18 protein-coding genes and 1 pseudogene are annotated in these 15,976 nt (G+C 69.7%); 8 read left to right on the top strand and 11 right to left on the bottom strand.

Annotated elements, in window-relative coordinates:
- Positions 1–383 precede the first annotated feature (383 nt).
- Positions 384–918: pseudogene (locus tag ABEA30_RS05920) on the top strand (ISL3 family transposase); the annotation flags it as partial.
- A gap of 296 nt (positions 919–1,214) precedes the next feature.
- Here the strand turns inward: ABEA30_RS05920 and ABEA30_RS05925 are convergent.
- On the bottom strand, positions 1,215–2,285 hold the full coding sequence (locus ABEA30_RS05925) for a M23 family metallopeptidase (protein WP_345580408.1): 1,071 nt from the start codon (positions 2,283–2,285) through the stop codon (positions 1,215–1,217).
- 116 nt (positions 2,286–2,401) lie between these two features.
- Entirely contained in the window at positions 2,402–3,619 is a 1,218-nt protein-coding gene (locus tag ABEA30_RS05930; RefSeq protein ID WP_345580410.1) for a YibE/F family protein, read from the bottom strand.
- 37 nt (positions 3,620–3,656) lie between these two features.
- Here ABEA30_RS05930 and ABEA30_RS05935 point away from each other — a divergent pair, with 37 nt between their 5' ends.
- Both ABEA30_RS05935 and ABEA30_RS05940 read left to right on the top strand, forming a co-directional pair.
- On the top strand, positions 3,657–3,848 hold the full coding sequence (locus tag ABEA30_RS05935) for a DUF6767 domain-containing protein (protein ID WP_345580413.1): 192 nt from the start codon (positions 3,657–3,659) through the stop codon (positions 3,846–3,848).
- Between the two features lie 22 nt (positions 3,849–3,870).
- The gene (locus ABEA30_RS05940) at positions 3,871–4,698 is read left to right on the top strand and encodes a rhomboid family intramembrane serine protease (RefSeq protein ID WP_345580416.1); all 828 of its coding nucleotides are present in this window, start codon (positions 3,871–3,873) and stop codon (positions 4,696–4,698) included.
- Positions 4,699–4,701: 3 nt separating this feature from the next.
- Here the strand turns inward: ABEA30_RS05940 and ABEA30_RS05945 are convergent, their stop codons facing one another.
- The 6 genes from ABEA30_RS05945 to ABEA30_RS05970 form a co-directional block, all read right to left on the bottom strand.
- A complete protein-coding gene (locus tag ABEA30_RS05945; protein ID WP_345580418.1) occupies positions 4,702–6,066 on the bottom strand; it encodes a TIGR01777 family oxidoreductase in 1,365 nt (454 codons plus the stop codon).
- A 36-nt stretch (positions 6,067–6,102) separates the two neighbouring features.
- Positions 6,103–6,612: a NifU family protein gene (locus tag ABEA30_RS05950; protein WP_345580421.1), complete on the bottom strand. Its 510-nt coding sequence runs from the start codon at positions 6,610–6,612 to the stop codon at positions 6,103–6,105.
- Positions 6,609–8,549 (bottom strand): ferrous iron transporter B, encoded by a 1,941-nt coding sequence (gene feoB, locus ABEA30_RS05955; protein ID WP_345580424.1) that lies wholly within the window; start codon positions 8,547–8,549, stop codon positions 6,609–6,611. Before feoB ends, ABEA30_RS05950 begins: the two co-directional genes overlap by 4 nt.
- Complete coding sequence (locus tag ABEA30_RS05960) at positions 8,546–8,833, bottom strand: FeoA family protein (protein WP_345580427.1); 288 nt, start codon at positions 8,831–8,833, stop codon at positions 8,546–8,548. Before ABEA30_RS05960 ends, feoB begins: the two co-directional genes overlap by 4 nt.
- Positions 8,834–8,918: 85 nt before the next feature.
- On the bottom strand, positions 8,919–9,617 hold the full coding sequence (locus tag ABEA30_RS05965) for a hypothetical protein (RefSeq protein ID WP_345580430.1): 699 nt from the start codon (positions 9,615–9,617) through the stop codon (positions 8,919–8,921).
- A 106-nt stretch (positions 9,618–9,723) separates the two neighbouring features.
- Positions 9,724–10,287, bottom strand: a complete 564-nt coding sequence (locus ABEA30_RS05970; protein ID WP_345580433.1) for a serine hydrolase domain-containing protein — start codon at positions 10,285–10,287, stop codon at positions 9,724–9,726.
- Positions 10,288–10,421: 134 nt separating this feature from the next.
- On the opposite strand from ABEA30_RS05970, the gene ABEA30_RS05975 reads away from it, so the two are divergent.
- From ABEA30_RS05975 to ABEA30_RS05990, 4 genes are all read left to right on the top strand, one after another.
- Positions 10,422–11,162 (top strand): SIR2 family NAD-dependent protein deacylase, encoded by a 741-nt coding sequence (locus tag ABEA30_RS05975; RefSeq protein ID WP_345580436.1) that lies wholly within the window; start codon positions 10,422–10,424, stop codon positions 11,160–11,162.
- Positions 11,163–11,214: 52 nt separating this feature from the next.
- A complete protein-coding gene (locus ABEA30_RS05980) occupies positions 11,215–11,556 on the top strand; it encodes an MGMT family protein (RefSeq protein ID WP_345580439.1) in 342 nt (113 codons plus the stop codon).
- 55 nt (positions 11,557–11,611) lie between these two features.
- Positions 11,612–11,821 carry a hypothetical protein gene (locus ABEA30_RS05985; protein ID WP_345580442.1) on the top strand — a complete coding sequence of 70 codons (210 nt, stop codon included), beginning with the start codon at positions 11,612–11,614 and terminating at the stop codon, positions 11,819–11,821.
- Positions 11,822–11,887: 66 nt separating this feature from the next.
- A complete protein-coding gene (locus ABEA30_RS05990) occupies positions 11,888–13,081 on the top strand; it encodes an ROK family transcriptional regulator (protein ID WP_345580445.1) in 1,194 nt (397 codons plus the stop codon).
- Here ABEA30_RS05990 and ABEA30_RS05995 read toward each other — a convergent pair.
- Together ABEA30_RS05995 and lgt are read right to left on the bottom strand one after the other, a co-directional pair.
- Entirely contained in the window at positions 13,078–13,506 is a 429-nt protein-coding gene (locus ABEA30_RS05995; protein ID WP_345580448.1) for a thiol-disulfide oxidoreductase DCC family protein, read from the bottom strand. The genes ABEA30_RS05990 and ABEA30_RS05995 overlap by 4 nt on opposite strands.
- A gap of 78 nt (positions 13,507–13,584) precedes the next feature.
- Positions 13,585–14,547: a prolipoprotein diacylglyceryl transferase gene (gene lgt, locus ABEA30_RS06000; RefSeq protein WP_345580451.1), complete on the bottom strand. Its 963-nt coding sequence runs from the start codon at positions 14,545–14,547 to the stop codon at positions 13,585–13,587.
- A 147-nt stretch (positions 14,548–14,694) separates the two neighbouring features.
- On the opposite strand from lgt, the gene ABEA30_RS06005 reads away from it, so the two are divergent.
- Positions 14,695–15,006, top strand: coding sequence for a hypothetical protein (locus tag ABEA30_RS06005; RefSeq protein WP_345580454.1), 312 nt, complete (start codon positions 14,695–14,697; stop codon positions 15,004–15,006).
- A 10-nt stretch (positions 15,007–15,016) separates the two neighbouring features.
- Here the strand turns inward: ABEA30_RS06005 and ABEA30_RS06010 are convergent, their stop codons facing one another.
- A complete protein-coding gene (locus tag ABEA30_RS06010) occupies positions 15,017–15,892 on the bottom strand; it encodes a MurR/RpiR family transcriptional regulator (RefSeq protein WP_345580457.1) in 876 nt (291 codons plus the stop codon).
- Positions 15,893–15,976 lie beyond the last annotated feature (84 nt).

The following is a 15,976-nucleotide window of genomic DNA, read 5'->3' on the forward strand; positions in this document are numbered from 1 at the left end:
CGTTCTCGTCAACGAACACTGTGTCAGGCCGAATGTCTGATGCGATATACAGATCAGAACGCCCCAGCAAACTGGTCGGTAATTCAGAAAGGACATCTTCACCCACGTGAGGGTTCGCACGGGCCACGGCGGACTGCAATACCGCCGAATCTGAGGGGCCAATGTCTGCTTTGGCCGGCTGCACTGCACTCGCGAGTATGAGCACGAAGCCAGCGGCGACGCAGCGGCCTATCCATCGGGTCGTCATGCCTGCTCCCTTGTTTGGCACCGTTGCCGGGTGCTCTGTAGCGTACCAAAGCGGCACACTTGTGGCGGCAAAACAGATGATTTGGCCCTTCACAGATAGGATGGGGTGGCCGGTTCAACTCTGTCCATCAGACATCTCGCAGGACAGACCGCGTGACACGGTGACCCGAGAGTTGGCGCATGAACCGTTCGGGCGGCGGCCCACGACGTTGGTGGTGCGGCTGCGTCGGTATCGCTGTGTTGAGTGTGGTCACGTGTGGCGGCAAGACATGGCTCGCGGCCCGTCCCCACGTGTGGCGCAACCGCATCGAGACCGGCGCGATGGACGGGTTCACTGGCTTCAAGACCGCTGCGGCCGAAGAACTTCCCGACGTGGTGGCCGTGATGGACCCCTTCCATGTGGTGCGCCTGACCGGCGAGGCGGTCGACAAGTGCCGCCAACGTGTCCAACAGGCCACCACCGGCCACCGGGGTCGGCGCGGCGACCCGCTGTACCGGGCCCGACGCACCCTGCTGACCGGGGCGGACCTGCTCACCGACAAACAAGCCGCCCGGCTAGAGACACTCTTTCGCGCCGCCGAGCACGTCGAGGTAGAAGCGACCTGGGGCATCTACCAACGCCTCGTTCAGGCCTACCGGGTCAAAGACAAGAAGCTCGGCCGTCACCTCCTAGTGAGCTAGCTAGCTGCCTTGACGTCGAATGCGTTCACCAGGGACGAGGGCCACGGTCTCAGCGAGAGCTACCGGTTACACCTCCAAGGGTGTGGTCAGCGCGCTCCGCCTTGGCTCGCATCGTGTACGTGAGGCCCACGCGATGCAACGCTCTGGCCGGGATCCCACTGGTCAGTCAGGAGCGGCCCCGGCTATGGGGAGCGGGCGCTCCTGCGCGGCTGCTCGAGCAGTTCGGCGACGAGCGGATCCCACTCGCCCGTCTCGACGCTGGGCGCCTGGCTCAGCGGACGGGGTCGTCAGTCGTCGAAGCGCACCAGATTGTTGAACACCTCGGCGCCGCCCGCCGACTTCACGTAGGTGCGGCACGCGGCCCGACCGGTCGCGGCGGTGTCGCACTCGGTGCGCCACTGGCGAGACTGGGCGTCGGTCCAGCTGCCGGTCGTGGCCAGGTCGTTGCCTGCCCAGAGTTCGCGCTTCGACGGCTTGTAGGTCAGGTTGTTGAACACCCAGCCCTCGGTGTGCAGCTCGTAGCCGGCGATTTTCTCGACGTACTTGGCCCAGATCTCGGTGCGGCACCGCTCCGTCTGCGAGTACGGCTCGCACTCGGTGCGCCACGCGCGGCCGCCGACGGTGTGCTGGCCCTCGGTCACGTACAGCGAGACGGGGTCGATGGTGTCGGTGGCGGCGATCACGGGGCGCTGCACGTCACGCGACGCGGCCACCTGTGAGGCCCGCAGCAGGGCGGAAGCTGGCAGCAGGGTGTTGCTGATGGCAGGCACCGCGTAGCAGGAGCGGCGGGCGTCGGCGACGACCGCGCCGTCGGAGTTGCGCGTCCAGTAGCCGCAGTACGCGCCACCCGAGCCGTGCACGGTGTAGCCGCCCAGCTGGAGGCCCTCGATCGGCATCTCCGTGCCGGCCTTCATCAGCGTGAAGTGCACGTGGCGGAAGGTGCCGCGGCCACAGGTCTCGGAACCCGGCATGCCGGTCATGCCCACCTTGGTGCCCGCCGTGATCCGCTGCCCGGCGGCGAGGCCGGCGGGGATGTTCTTGAGGTGGAAGTACTGGGTCTGCCAGCCGTCCCCGTGGGTGATGACCACCTCACAGTTGGCCTTGAGGGCGGTGATGACGCCGTCGGCGGCGGCCACGACGTCGACCGGCACGTTGCCGGAGGCGCCCAGGTCCACGGAGCTTCGGACCCCGGAGGCGAAGGTGTGGGTGCCGCCGCCCTGGACGGTCAGGCCCCAGCCGACGGGGAGGAGCATGGGGAAAGTCGGAAGGGTCGCCGCCTCGGCCCTCGGACTGGTGGCGACGCTGAACACGCCAACCAGGAGCGCCACGAGCAGGGCTCCGATCACAGACTTACGCACGCAGATATCCTCAAGCTTTTCTCAGGGTTTCTCAGATTTGGGAGGCGTCCAGCGCGGAAGCCCTTGAAAACTGTAAGAGTTTTCTGAGAGTTTCCCAAATCGTCCCTGAGATTTACTCAGTTTTCTGCTATGGGCTGCTCGGCCCTCGCCGGCGCCTCCTCCTTCGCGGGGCCGACGGTGAGGGCGGCGATGCCGGTGGTGATCGGCACGCTGAGCACCAGGCCGATGGCCGAGCCGAGCGTTCGGACGGCCTCACCGGCGAACATCTCGACGCCCAGGAGGTCCAGGGGTGCACGCGTGGTGAAGTACAGGAGCAACAGCACCGCCAACGCCGAACCGGCGTAGGCGAACACGATGGTGTAGATCGTCGAGGCGATGTGGTCGCGCCCGATCCGCATGCCGGCGGTGAAGACCCTCGTCCGCGACCAGTGCGGGGCCGCCGCCCGCAACTCCCACACCGCGGAGGCCTGCGTGATCGTCACGTCGTTGAGCACGCCCAGCCCGCCCACGATGATGCCCACCATCAGCAGGTCCTGGAAGTTGATGGCCGGAGCCAGGTTGCCGAGGTCGAACTCGTTCTCGTCGGCGAACCCCGACAGCCGCGCAGCCATCACCGACACCGCACCCAGCGCCGTCGTCACCGCCAGGCCCAGCAGGGTGCCGGCCAACGCCGCCGACGTCCGCACCGAGACCCCGTGCGCCACGTAGAGCACGATGAACATGATCACCGTCGAGCCCGCCAGCGCCACGGCCATGCCGGGCTTGCCCACGATGATCGCCGGCAGCATGAAGCCGAGCAGCACGTAGGCGGCGATGCCCAGCGCAATGAGCGCCATCAGCCCGCGCCACCGCGCCACGGCCACGACGGCCACCACCAGCAGGGCCAACAGCACGCCGATCACCGGCAGCCGGTTGATCCCGCTGAACGCGAAGCGGAAGCCGTCCTCGGTGGGGAACCTCGCCAGCTCGATCGAGTCGCCCGCCTTCAGGCCGGCGTGCACCTGCGGGCCGGACAACTCGACGGCGACCTCGGCCCCCTCGTCGTCCCCGGTGTCGACCACGACGTGCGCAGTGAGGCACGGGGCGCCCTCCACCGGGCTCATGTCGGCCGACTCGCAGCCCTGCGTCACCTCACGGATCGTCGCGTCCTCGTAGGTCACCCCCGGCGACTCCGGCACCGGCGTCAGGGAGCCGTCGAGTTCCGCCCCGGTGGGCCACAACCAGATCATGCCCGCCACGGCCAGTACCCCCACGAGGGCGAGGAAGCCGATCAGGAGCGTCCGGGCGCGTTGGCCCACCTCGACTGGTGCGTGTGCGCCGTGCGAATGACCCATGCGGGCAAACCTACACAGCCGACGTACACTCGAAGGCGTGTCCACCGCCACCGAAACCAGGCGCAAGCGCCGGCCCGACGCGAAGTGCCCGCTGCGCCCCGGAGAGCCGTGCACCCTGTGCCAGGTCAACGTGACCGGCCCGCAGGATTGCGGCCTCGTCTACCTCATCATGGACGATCCCGAGGCCCGCGAGGCCTGGGCAGCCAACCGTCGCGCGCAGCGCACCTGACCCGCCGGGTACGCTCGAGGCCATGGAAATGGCCGCCCCCACCTGTTATCGGCACCCGAACGAACCCACGCGAATCTCGTGCCAGCGGTGCGGCCGCCCCATCTGCCCCCAGTGCATGATCCCCGGCTCCGTCGGGTTCCAGTGCCCCGAATGCGTCCAGCAGGGCATGCGGCAGACCCGCCAGGCTTCCCTGCCGTACGGGGGGACCCGCTCGACCAACCCGAAGGCGACGTCCATCGCGCTGGCAGTGACCAACATCGCCGTCTGGATCCTGCTCCTGCTCACCGGCGGCTACGCGGGCGTGCCGATGGGCTACCTCGCGCTGACGCCCGGCTACGTCGCCGTGAACGGGGAGTGGTGGCAGCTGCTCACCTCCGGCTTCGCGCACGTCGAGCTCTGGCACATCGGCTTCAACATGCTGGTGCTGTACCTGCTCGGGCCCAACGTCGAGCAGATGGTGGGCCGCTGGAGGTTCTTGGCCATCTACTTCATCTCACTGCTCGGCGGCTCGGCCAGCGTCATGCTGTTCACCAGCCCGTTGACCTCCACGCTCGGCGCGTCGGGCGCGATCTACGGCCTGCTCGGCGCCATGCTCATCCTCGCCATCAAACACCGCGGCGACGTGCGCGGCATCCTCACGTGGATCGGCATCAACGTGGTGGTGTCGTTCCTGTGGGCCAACGTGTCGTGGCAGGGCCATCTGGGCGGCCTCGTCGGCGGCGTGCTGGCCACGCTCGTCGTGCTGTACCTGCCGAAGGATCAGCGACGGTGGCAGTGGCCGCTGCTGGCGCTGCTCGCGGTGCTCAGCCTGGGGTTGAGCTACCTCGGCGCGATGCAGATCATGCGGTAGCGATCAGCGCCACAGCGTGTGGTTCAGGGCATCCGCGACGGTGGGTTCGCCGAAGCGGAAGCCTGCGGCCTGCAGCTTCCCCGCCGACACGTCCTGGTCGGTGTTGATCAACTGGTCGTAGCCCTCCGAGCCGAGGATCAGCTTGGGCCCGACGGAGGGCACCGGCAGCCACGCCGGCCGATTGATCACGCGGCCCAGGGCCTGCGCGAACTCGCCGTTGCTGACGGGCGAGGGCCCCACCATGTTCACCGGCCCCTGCACCGACTCCGTCGCCACCGCGTACGCGTAGGCGCGGGTCACGTCTGCCAGCCCGATCCAGCTGTTCATGCCGTGCGCCGGCGCGAGGCGGCCACCGAGACCGAGGAAGAACAACGGCAGTTGCGGCAGCAGCGCGCCACCGGCCTGGCTGAGGACGATGCCGGTGCGCATGAAGGCGACCCTCGCGCCGGCGTCGCTGGCGGCCCGGGCCGCGTCCTCCCACTGCCGCACGACGTCGGCCAGGAAGCCGTCGCCCGTGGCCGACTCCTCCGTGAGCACCTCACCCGGCCGCCGCGCACCGTACACCCCGATGCCGGAGGCCTGGATCAGCGCCGTCGAGGGGTGCCGGGCGACGGCGTCTGCCAGCGTGTGGGTGGCGTCGAGCCGCGACTGCAGGATCTTCTCCTTGTTGCCGCGCGTGAACCGGCCACCGATGGAGTGCCCGGACAGGTTGATCACCGCGTCCACACCGTCGAGGATGCCCGGGGGCAGGTGGCGGCGGGCCGGGTCCCACGGGATCGGCGTGCCGAGGGCGTAGCCGTGCTCCGGCGAGCGGACCAGCCGGCCGACGGTGTGGCCGGCGTTGACCAACAGCGCCACCAGTTGGGTGCCGATCAGCCCCGACGCGCCCGAGATCAGGATCTTGCGCCTCCGGTCCGACAGCAGTTGGTGGATGGCCAGGTCGCCGAGCATCCTGCGGGCGCGGTAGCGGAAGTCGCGGTCGTGCGATGCGTCCGAGGTGTCCTCCACCCTCTTGGGCGCCTCGAACATGATGCGGTCGAAGATCCGGGTGCCACCCCCGGGGAGGTCGCTGAGGTGGGCCTCGTGCCGCCAGCTCGTGAAGATGCCGCTGTCGATGTCGTCGGTGACCTGGACGTCGTCGCCGATGGCCACGTAACGGTAGGTGGAGAGGGGCCGCGGGAACGGGCGGTACGGCAGCTGAACCCGAACGGTGAACTCGTTGCCCACGCGGAGGTCGTCGGGATTGCCCCTGACGACGCTCACGCCGCCCTCGGGAACGAAGCGCACCAGGCCCCCGGGGCCCATGGTCAGCTGACGCACGAGGTGGCGCGGGTACGGGAAGTCCGTGACGTGCTCGTAGACCTTCATGCGGCCATCCTCGCAGCCGGAGGCGACACCCGCGGCCTAACAGCGTCGCTCGACGCCCTCCAGCAGCGGGTACCGCGCCCGCACGGCCGTCTCGATCCGGTCGTGCAGCGTTGCGCCGGCCGCGGGGCAGCCCTCGCAGGCCCCGCCGAAGTCGAGCGTCAGGGTGGTGGCGGTGGCCTCGGCGACTGTGATGCGCCCGCCGTGGCTGGCCACGTAGCGGGCCAGTTCACCCTCCAGGATCTCCCGCGCCACGAGCGACAGGAGTTCGGCGGAGCCCTCCGTGACCTGCCAGCCCTCGAGGTCGACGGCGGCGGCCACCGCGTCGCGGATCCGTGGGCCGTGGTCGGTCCACGTGTGGCCCTCGGAGAGCCAGGTCCAGACGCCGGCGCGTTCCACGGCCACCTTCGTGAGCACCCCGTATTCCATCAGCGGCCCGAGGGTGCCGGGTGCCCGCAGGACGAGGCCGACGGGGAGGTCGACGTCGGTGACCCAGCGCACCGCCAGCGGCTCCCCGGGTGCGGGCTGCGGGTGGATGGCGCGTTTCATGTCAGCACTCCGACGATGGTGTGGGCGAGGAAGGCCATTGTCCACCCCACGGCACCGAGATGGGCGAAGGCGATCAGCGGCCAGCGCCACGTGCCGGTCTCGCGGCGCATCACGGCCAGCGTCGACATGCACTGCAACGCGTAGACGAAGAACACCAGCAGGGCGGCGATGGTCGGCGGGGTGAAGACCTTCTCGCCGGCGCGCGGCCCATCCTGGTGCCTCAGCTCCGCCAGCGCGCTGGCCGGGTTCTCAGGGTCGGACGCCGCGGCGACCTGGCCCAGCGTCGCGACGAACACCTCGCGCGCCGCCAGCGACGAGATCACGCCCACGTTGACCCGCCAGTCGAAGCCCAGCGGCTCGAAGACGGGCTGCACCGCCCGGCCGATCGCGGCCGCGGCGGAATGGTCCAGCGTGTAGGCGGTCACTGCCACCTCGTCGTGCAGGTCGACCCCCGCGGCCGACAACTCCTCCGCCGACCGCATCGGCAGGTTCAGCAGCGCCCACAGCACGACGGTGGTCAGCAGGATGATCGACGTGACCTTGCGCAGGAACGCCCTGCACGCGTCCCACACCGAGATCAGCACGGTGCGCGGCTGCGGCAGCCGGTACGACGGCATCTCCATGTAGAACGGCAGCGCCACGCCGGAGCGCCCCACGACACGCTTCCAGAACCAGGCCGACGCCATGGCCGACGCCGCGCCCAGCACGTACAGCCCGAACATGATGAGGCCCTGCGCCTGGACCGGGCCCCACCCGAGCCCGGGTGGCACGAGCAGGCCGATCAGCAGCACGTACACCGGCAGCCGGGCCGAGCACGTCATGAGTGGCGCGGCCATCATGGTGGCGAGGCGGTCCTTGGCCGACGGCAGGGTGCGGGTGGCCATGATGCCCGGGATGGCGCAGGCCAGCGACGAGAGAAGCGCGACGAACGCGCGTCCCTCAAGCCCCGCCGTCGACATCACGCGGTCCATCAGGTACGCGGCGCGCGAGAGGTAGCCGGAGCCCTCCAGCAGCGAGATGAGGATGAACAGCAGCGCGATCTGCGGCAGGAACACCAGCACCCCGCCCACCCCGGCGAGCAGGGCGTCGGCCACGAACGAGGCGAGCCACCTGATGGGGATCGCCTCGCGGGCCCACTCGCCCAGCCAGGCGAACGCCTGCTCGATCCAGCCCTGCAGGGGTGCGGCCACCACGAAGATCGTCTGGAAGAACGCGAACATCGTGAGGAAGAAGATGAGGGTGCCCCAGAGGGGGTGGAGGAGCACGCCGTCGAGCCGTCCGGTGCGGGAGTCGGGGCGGGGCGCGACGAACCGCGCCGCGGTGATGATCGACTGCGTCCAGGCGACGACGTCCTCGGGCTGCGTGGGCGGCAGCAGCACGGGCGTGGCCCACTGGCTGGGGTCCGCGAGGATGTCACGGAGGGCCTCGACCCCCCGTCGCTCCCCGGCGACCACCGGCAGCACCGTCATCCCGAGCGCACGGGACAGCGCCTCCGGGTCGACCCGGCCGCCCCGGCGCAGCAGCTCGTCGACGAACGTGAGCACGACGGTGGTGGGCAGCCCCGCCTGCTGGACCTGCGCCACGAAGCCCAGGCCCCGCCGCAGGTTGGTGGCGTCGACGACCACGAGGAGCCCGGCGAGGGAGCCGGCCTCCTGGAGCACGGCGGCGACGATCTCCTCGTCGGGGCTGATCGGGTCGAGCGAGTAGGTGCCCGGCAGGTCCTCGACGACGACCGGGCCGCCGGCCGTCTCCACCAGGCCCTCGTACCGCGCGACGGTGACGCCGGGATAGTTGCCGGTCTTGGCGCGCAGCCCCGTGAGGCCGTTGAAGAGGGTGGTCTTGCCCGCGTTGGGGCTCCCGACGAGCGCGACCCGGGTGGTCCCACCGGGAGCGACCGCGCCTGCAGGGGGGCCACCGCCGCAGTGGTCAGCGCTCACGCGGCAACCAGCACCCGGCGCGCCTGCTCGCGGCGCAGCACGATCTCGACCCCACCCACGCGGAACATCAGCGGGTCTCCCAGCGGGGCGCTGCGCAGCCGCTCGACGCGCTCACCCGGGGTGAAGCCCAGGTCGAACAGGCGGCGCGCCACGACGTCGTCGTGGTCGAACCCGACAAGCGTGCGCGCGTCGCCGACGGGGAGGGCGTCGAGCGTGGTGGAGCGCTCCACCAGGTGCCGGGCCGTGGCGCATCGCCTACCAGCGAAGAGTTCCACGAGAGTCATGGCAAAAAAGTTAGCATCGCCTCACCTAAATGAATCCCGCGGGGTCGGATAGCCGTGTGGCATCCGACCCCGCGGGCCCCGGGCGTCAGAAGGTGATGTCAGGCAACAGCAGGCCGCCGCTCACGGCGAAGGCACCCAACCCCACGAAGGCGAGGGCAATGACGGAGGCCAGTACCGCGTGGAACCACCTGCGTCCACCCCACGCGCGGGCGGCCCGCCACGCCGTCGGCACGAACCCGAGCAGGCCCAGCCCCGTGAGCAGCTGGGCAGCGCGCAACAGCAGGTCGCTCGGCGTGCCGGAGCCGGTCAACAGCATCGAGGCGGCCAACACCCACAACGCAAGGCCGGCCAGCGCGACGATGGCGGCCACCAGCGTGGCGACGCGCAGCCACCGGTCGGTGGGCGGCAGGTCGAGGGGTGCGCGCAGGCGCCACCCGACGATGGCCCGCACCGGCCACGCCACCACTGCGATCACCAGCACCGCCACGGACGCGAGCGCCACGGGCACCAGCAGGCCCAGCCACCAGGGCGCAGGCAGCAGGGTGAAGCCGGGGTTCAGGCCGACGGCCTCCACCGAGCCGTCGTCGGCCAGCCTCACGCCCACGCGGGTGTCGCCGCCGACCTCCTGCCACACCCACGGCTCCACCTCGACCAGCGGCATGGGCACCCCCGCGCTGTCCACGTGGATGGGGATGATGAGGTTGTCGCCGTGCGCGGTGATCGCGACGTTGGTGAGGGCGTCGTAGACCCGCACGAAGTTGCTGTCGGCGCGCCTGGAGATCACGTAGGTGCCCGCCACCTGCGCGGCGCGCTCGGCTGCGGTCGCCGTCGGGGTGGGTGCCTCCGGACTGCGCGACGGCCGGCGCGAGGTCGTCGCCGATGGGCTGGGCCTAGGTGGCGGTCGTCATGCCGGCGCGGTCGAAGACCTCGGTCCGCACGTACTGCTCGAACGGCTGCCCGCTGACCGTCTGCACGACGTAGGCGGCCAGCGTGTAGCCGTAGTTGGAGTACGCGGGCACGGTGCCGGGCTCGTAGATCTGCACGGGCGGGTCGACGGTGGCGGCCTGTTCCAGCGGCCGCACCTCGGAGCCGGGCGCGAGCATGACGTCGCGGTAGGAGTCCTCGAAGCCGGCGGTGTGGGAGAGCAGGTGCCGCATGGTGATGGGCGTCTCGAAGCGGGTGTCGAGCTCGACGTCGACGTAGTCGGTGATGGGCGCGTCGAGGTCCAGCTCGCCGCGCTCGACGAGCTGCAGCACGCTGACCGCCACGGGCACCTTCGAGATGGACGCCACGCGGAGCAGGTGGCGTTGCGGGTCGAGCGGCGTCTGGGCCTCGACGTCGGCCTTCGCGAGCTGCGGGGGCGGGTCCTCCGCGCGGGCCGGCGCCGCCATCACGGCGGACAGGAGGAGCAGGGAGATCAGGACCGCGGCCATGGGCCGGAACAACTTGAACACGTTGTCAGTCAAACAGAGCGGCACCCCGAGACAGCGCCAGATGGACCCGGTCGGCCCCTGAAGCTGCCCCGACGCGGGCCTCCGGGATGGGGCGAGCGGCCCCTCCGGGACGCGGGTCCGGCACACTGGTGGGCATGGCCGTCTCGTCCCTCTCCGAAGCCAACCGCATCGTGATCCTCTCCGGCGCAGGGCTGTCGACCGCCGCCGGGATCCCCGACTTCCGCGGCCCCGAAGGCCTCTGGACGCGTGACCCCTACGCAGAGCTGGTCTCCACGCTGTCGTGGTACCTCAGCGACGAGGACGTGCGCAAGGCCGCGTGGCGGCGCCGTGCCACGCCCGAGGTGTGGTCGGCGCAGCCCACCAGGGCGCACCGGGCCATCGTCGACCTGGAGAAGCAGGGCAGGCTCCGGGCCATCATCACGCAGAACACCGACGGACTCCACCAGGTGGCCGGCTCCAGCCCGGAACTGGTGCACGAGGTGCACGGCTCCATGCGCACGTGGCGCTGCGAGATGTGCGGCCGGACGGGGCCGATGGAGGAGATGGTCGCCCGCGTCAACGCCGGCGAGGAGGACCCCCGCTGCCCCCATTGCGGCGGCATCACGCGCGCCACCGTCATCCTGTTCGAGGAGGTGCTGGAGCCAGATGTCATCGAGGCCGCCATCGAGGCGGTGGAGGACTGCGACGCCATCGTGGCGGTGGGCACCACGCTGGGGGTCTACCCCGTGGCGGGCCTGTTCCCCACCGCGCTCGCGCACGGTGCGCACGGGGTGATCGTCAACGCGTCGGAGACTGCCATGGACGACGTCGCGCACCAGGTCATCCGGGGGCAACTCGACGACGTGCTGCCCGACCTGCTGACCCCTCGCGCCTGACCGGTGCACGTAATAGTGTGGCCGAAACACTCTGATCCCGAAGGGGGCCGAGATGGCACGGCAGGCGGAGGTCACCGTCGAGCTGGTCCTGCGAGCCGTGGAGCAGGTGCCGCCCGGGAAGGTGGTGTCCTACGGCGACATCGCCGAACTCGTCGGCACCTCGGCCCGCCGCGTGGGCGCCGTCATGGCCACCCAGGGCGGCGAGGTGAGTTGGTGGCGGGTCACCAACCGCGACGGCGTGCTCCCGAGCCACCTCCTGCCCCTGGCCCGCAAGCATTGGGCGCGCGAGGGCGTCTCGGCTGACGCGTCGGGCTGCAACATCGCACGGCACCGGGCTGACCTGATGCAGTTGGCCTGCGCCTATGCCGACGCCGCTGCGGAGCTCATCGGTTGAGCCACCGGCGTGAGAGGCGCCGCGTACCCCGGTAGACGATGACATGATGAGGGGCATGGTGTTCCCGCTCGATATCGCGCTGCTTGAGACAGCCGACACCGCCTGGTGGCCGCTGCTGCTGTTGGCGGCCGTCGCGTTGATGGTGGTTGCCTTCATGATCATCGAGCTCAGGCGGATCCTCCGGCGGCGCCGGATCATCGACACCCCCGAGTCGCCGAATGCGTCGGATGCCACTGAGAATCGCTCAGAGCGCAATGACATCTGACCTTTTCATCGTGATTTCTCCGGAAGAATGGTCCGCGGTCCGATCACTTCGAGGAAGGCGGCAGCGATGACGGAGACGACTGTTTCCTCAGGGATGACCCAGGCATCGGTGCGGGCCAGCAACCTGGCGTTGGTGCTGGGCGAGGTGCTCGCCCACAGCGGGTCCGTCTCGCGTGCCGACATCGCCAGCCGTCTCGGCATGACACGCTCCACCGTCTCGCGCCTGGTCGACGACCTCATCCTCGGCGAGCTCGTCGTGGAGGGCGAGGCGGTCGGCGGCGCCCGCGGCCGCCCGGCCGTCCCGCTGATGGTGCGCCCCGGCACGGTGTACGCCCTCGGCCTGGAGGTCAACGTCGAGCGCATGGTGGCCAGCCTGGTGGACCTCACCGGCGAGGTCCGCGCCAAGCGCCACCTCAACACCGACGTCGAGCAGCTCACCGTCGAGGAGGGCATGGCCCACCTCTCGCGGATGGCGCAGGAAATCCTCGACGAGATGCCCGACGGCGCACGCATCTCCGGCGCGATGCTCGCCATCCCGGGCCTGATCGACCGCGAGGGGCTCCGCGTGCTGCGCTCCCCCAACCTCGAGTGGGACAACCTCGAGCCCGGCGAGTTCTGGCACGTCGAGTTCGGCGGCGCGCCGGTGCCGCTCAAGGTGCGCAACGACGTCGACTGTTCGGCGCTCACCGTCCTCCGCGAGGCCCCCGGGTCGTCGTTCCTGTACGTCACCGGTGAGGTGGGCATCGGCGCGGCCGTGTCCATGGACGGTCAGTTGCTCAGCGGCCGCCACGGGTGGGCCAGTGAGCTGGGCCACATCTGCGTCGATCCCCACGGCCGGATGTGCGGCTGTGGCGCGCGCGGCTGCCTCGAGACGGTAGCGGGTGCGCATGCGGTGCTCAGCCTTGCCGGGCAGCCAGACATCGACGGTGTGCTGCACGCGCTGGAGAACGAGGACCCGACGGCGCTCGCCGCCGTCGAAACCGTCGCCGCCGCGCTCGGCATCGCGATCGGTGCCGCCCTGAACCTGCTCGACCTCAGCATCGTCCGCCTCGGCGGCCACCTGGCCAGCCTGCGCAGCTGGCTCCGGGCGCCGCTCCAGCGTGAACTGGCCACCCGGGTGCTGTGGGCCCCGCACTCGGGCATCGAACTCGAGTTCGTGGAACATTCCCCGTCGCGTGCGGCCACGGGTGCCGGGCTGGCCGCGCTGGGGCGCGTGACTTCCGGGCCCGCCACGTGGGTGGACCCGCTGCTGAAGCGCTAGTCCAGCTTGCAGGCGGCCGAGCCGCCCGGCAACCGGTAGCGGTTCGCAGCGACCACGGCGTAAACCCGCTGCGCCACCCAGCGCAGCCCGGGCAGCCCGAGCGCGGCGCCCACGATCGGCCAGGGGAACCTGGATTCCCGGAACACGACGGCGACGGCGTCGCTGCCCACGTGGATGCTGCCGTCGGTATCCACGACGTGAAGACTTTCCGCACACTTATCCACAGTCAGGTTGTGGACAGTGAGGTCGACCCGTTGAAAAGCGATCACTGCAACTTGCGCGCGGAACCACGACGTCTGCGACGCCTGGGCCGATGTGGTACAGAAGCCGCAGTCCTCGTCGAAGAGGACGAGGGGCTTGGCGGGGCGTGAGTTGTCCACTGAGTTGTCCCCAGCCGGCATTGCCTTGTTCAGTTGCTCATCCATGCTTGTCCTGCCTGTTTCGACGCGAACTGGGGTGGAGAACCACTGTACGCCGGGGCGGCTCTGTGGATAACTCCCGCGCTACCCCCCTTGGGGGTGATCGCCGGGCTCGGTGGCCTTGTCGTTGAGCGTTGGCGACGCGTCACTGGCCTCGTCGGACGGGCCGTCGACGGTGGGCTCGCCGTCGGAGTTGTCCCCCGGGTTGTCCACAGCGTCTTCCCGGTCGTCGATCCCGCGCTGACGGGCCCAGATCCACAGGCCGGCGCCGATCAGGATCATCGGGATCGACAGCCACTGCCCCATGCTGAGGCCCAGGCCCAGGATGCCGAGGTGGGCGTCGGGCTCCCGCCAGAACTCCGCGATGAAGCGGAAGACGCCGTAGCCGAACAGGAACGCCCCGGCCACCTGGCCGCGGTAGCGGGGCTTGCGGGCGTAGAACCACAGCAGGACGAAGAGCAGCACGCCCTCGAGCAGCATCTGATACAGCTGCGAGGGGTGCCTCGGGATGTCGCCACCGGTCGGGAAGATCATGGCCCACGGCAGGGATTCGGGAGCCTGCCGGCCCCAGAGTTCGCCGTTGATGAAGTTGCCGAAGCGGCCGGCCGCCAAGCCGATGGGCACCGCAGGCACCAGGAAGTCGGCGACCTGCAGGAACGGCCGCTTCTTGCGCCAAGCGTGCCACGCGAGCCCCAGCACGACGCCGATCGCGCCGCCGTGGAAGCTCATGCCGCCGTCCCAGACCTTGAAGATCTCCAGGGGGTTCTGGAAGTAGTAGGCCGGGTTGTAGAAGAGGCAGTAGCCCAGCCGTCCACCGACGATGACGCCGACGATGGAGACGAGCAGGATCTCCTCGATGTCGGTGGGTGACCAGCGCTCGGGCTTGGTGATGGAACGGTACGGCTCGTGGTTGAGCCGGCGGCGCATCAGGCCGTAGGCCATGCCGAACGCGAGCAGGTACATGATGGCGTACCAGTGGATCTTGAGGCCGAAGATCTCGACGGCGATGGGGTCGAAGTCCGGGAACGTCAGGACGAGTGGGGTCACGCGCCAAGCTTCCCACATCGGCCAACACTCGACGGGGCTGTGGTCGCGTCGTCAACGCCCCCGCAAATCGCTGGGAGCGGCCCGAGTCCGAGGCTCGTTGGTACGTTCGTTCTAAATTCGTCGGAGGTACGGTGCACAGTGGTGCACATGAACGAATTGATCACCGACACGGGCATCTCAGACCTGCTGCTGATCTTCTCCGTGAAGTCGCACCTCATCGCGGTGCGTCCCGAACTCGACGGCCACATCGACGTCGACGACCATCGGCCACGGCTGTCGTTCCTCACCCCCCAGGGCGCGGTCGTGGTCTCGAAGAGTGAGTGCACGCCTGCGGGCAGGTGGACCGTCACAGGCCCGGGGATCGGCGTGAAGTCGCCACGCCCGTCACCCGCAGAGCTCTGCGCGGCTGCGCTCGTGGCCTACGAGCGCGGGAGGAGGAATGCCCCCTCAGCGGCCTAGGGCACAGGGCTCAGAGGGTGCCGACGGCCTTGAACGTGCTGTCGAGTGCGGAGCGCACCGGCTCCGCTTGGCGCATCGCGATGCCGCCCAGGAGGAAGTCGACGACGGCCAACTGCGCGATGCGGCTCGCCATGGCGCCCAACCTGAAGGCGGGCTCCTTGGAACGGTAGGTCAACACATGGTCGGCCAACTGGCCCAACGAGGAGCTCTCGTCACTGGTGATGGCCACCACCTTGACGCCCCTGGACGCGGCCATGCGCAGCGGCTCCACCACGTCGGCGGTCTGGCCGCTGTGCGAAATGCCCACCACCACGTCGCCTCGGCCGCGTAGCGCGATCGCGGTGACGGCGGCATGCCGATCGACCTGGCCCCAGGCGCTGTAGCCGAAGCGCTGCAGCTTCTGCACGAGGTCTGCCGCGATCAGGCCGCTGGAGGCGATGCCGACGACGTCGATCTTCTCGGCGCTGGACAGGGTGCGGACTGCGGCCTTGAGGGCATTGAGGTCCATGGCCGACAACGTCTCCTCGATCGAGTTGGCGTGCGCGTGCGCCACCTTCGATGCGATGTCAGCGAGCGAGTCATCCTCCCCGACAATGCCTGCGGTCATGGGCCGGCCGGTGCGGCCGTGCTCATGCCCGGCCGCCATGGCCAGGCCCACGCGCAGCTGCGGATAGCCGGACAACCCCACCCGCTTCGAGAAACGTACGACGGTGGGCGCCGACACGCCACAGCGCTCCGCCAGTGCGGAGATCGACTCACGGGCGACGGCGGCAGGATCTGTGAGCACGGCCTCAGCCACGCGTCGTTCGGCGGGGCGCAGGCTCGGCAACATCGTCTCGATCCGCGCCACCAGACCGGCAGGGGAGTTCAGGTCCGGGGAAGGCATGGCGCAATAGTAACGCCACGATCGATATGTCAAGCACTTATCGCCACCAGCGTGTCCAGTCAGAATCTGACCGGAGAATTGCCT

The organism is Tessaracoccus lubricantis (assembly GCF_039544535.1).
Taxonomy (GTDB): domain Bacteria; phylum Actinomycetota; class Actinomycetes; order Propionibacteriales; family Propionibacteriaceae; genus Arachnia; species Arachnia lubricantis.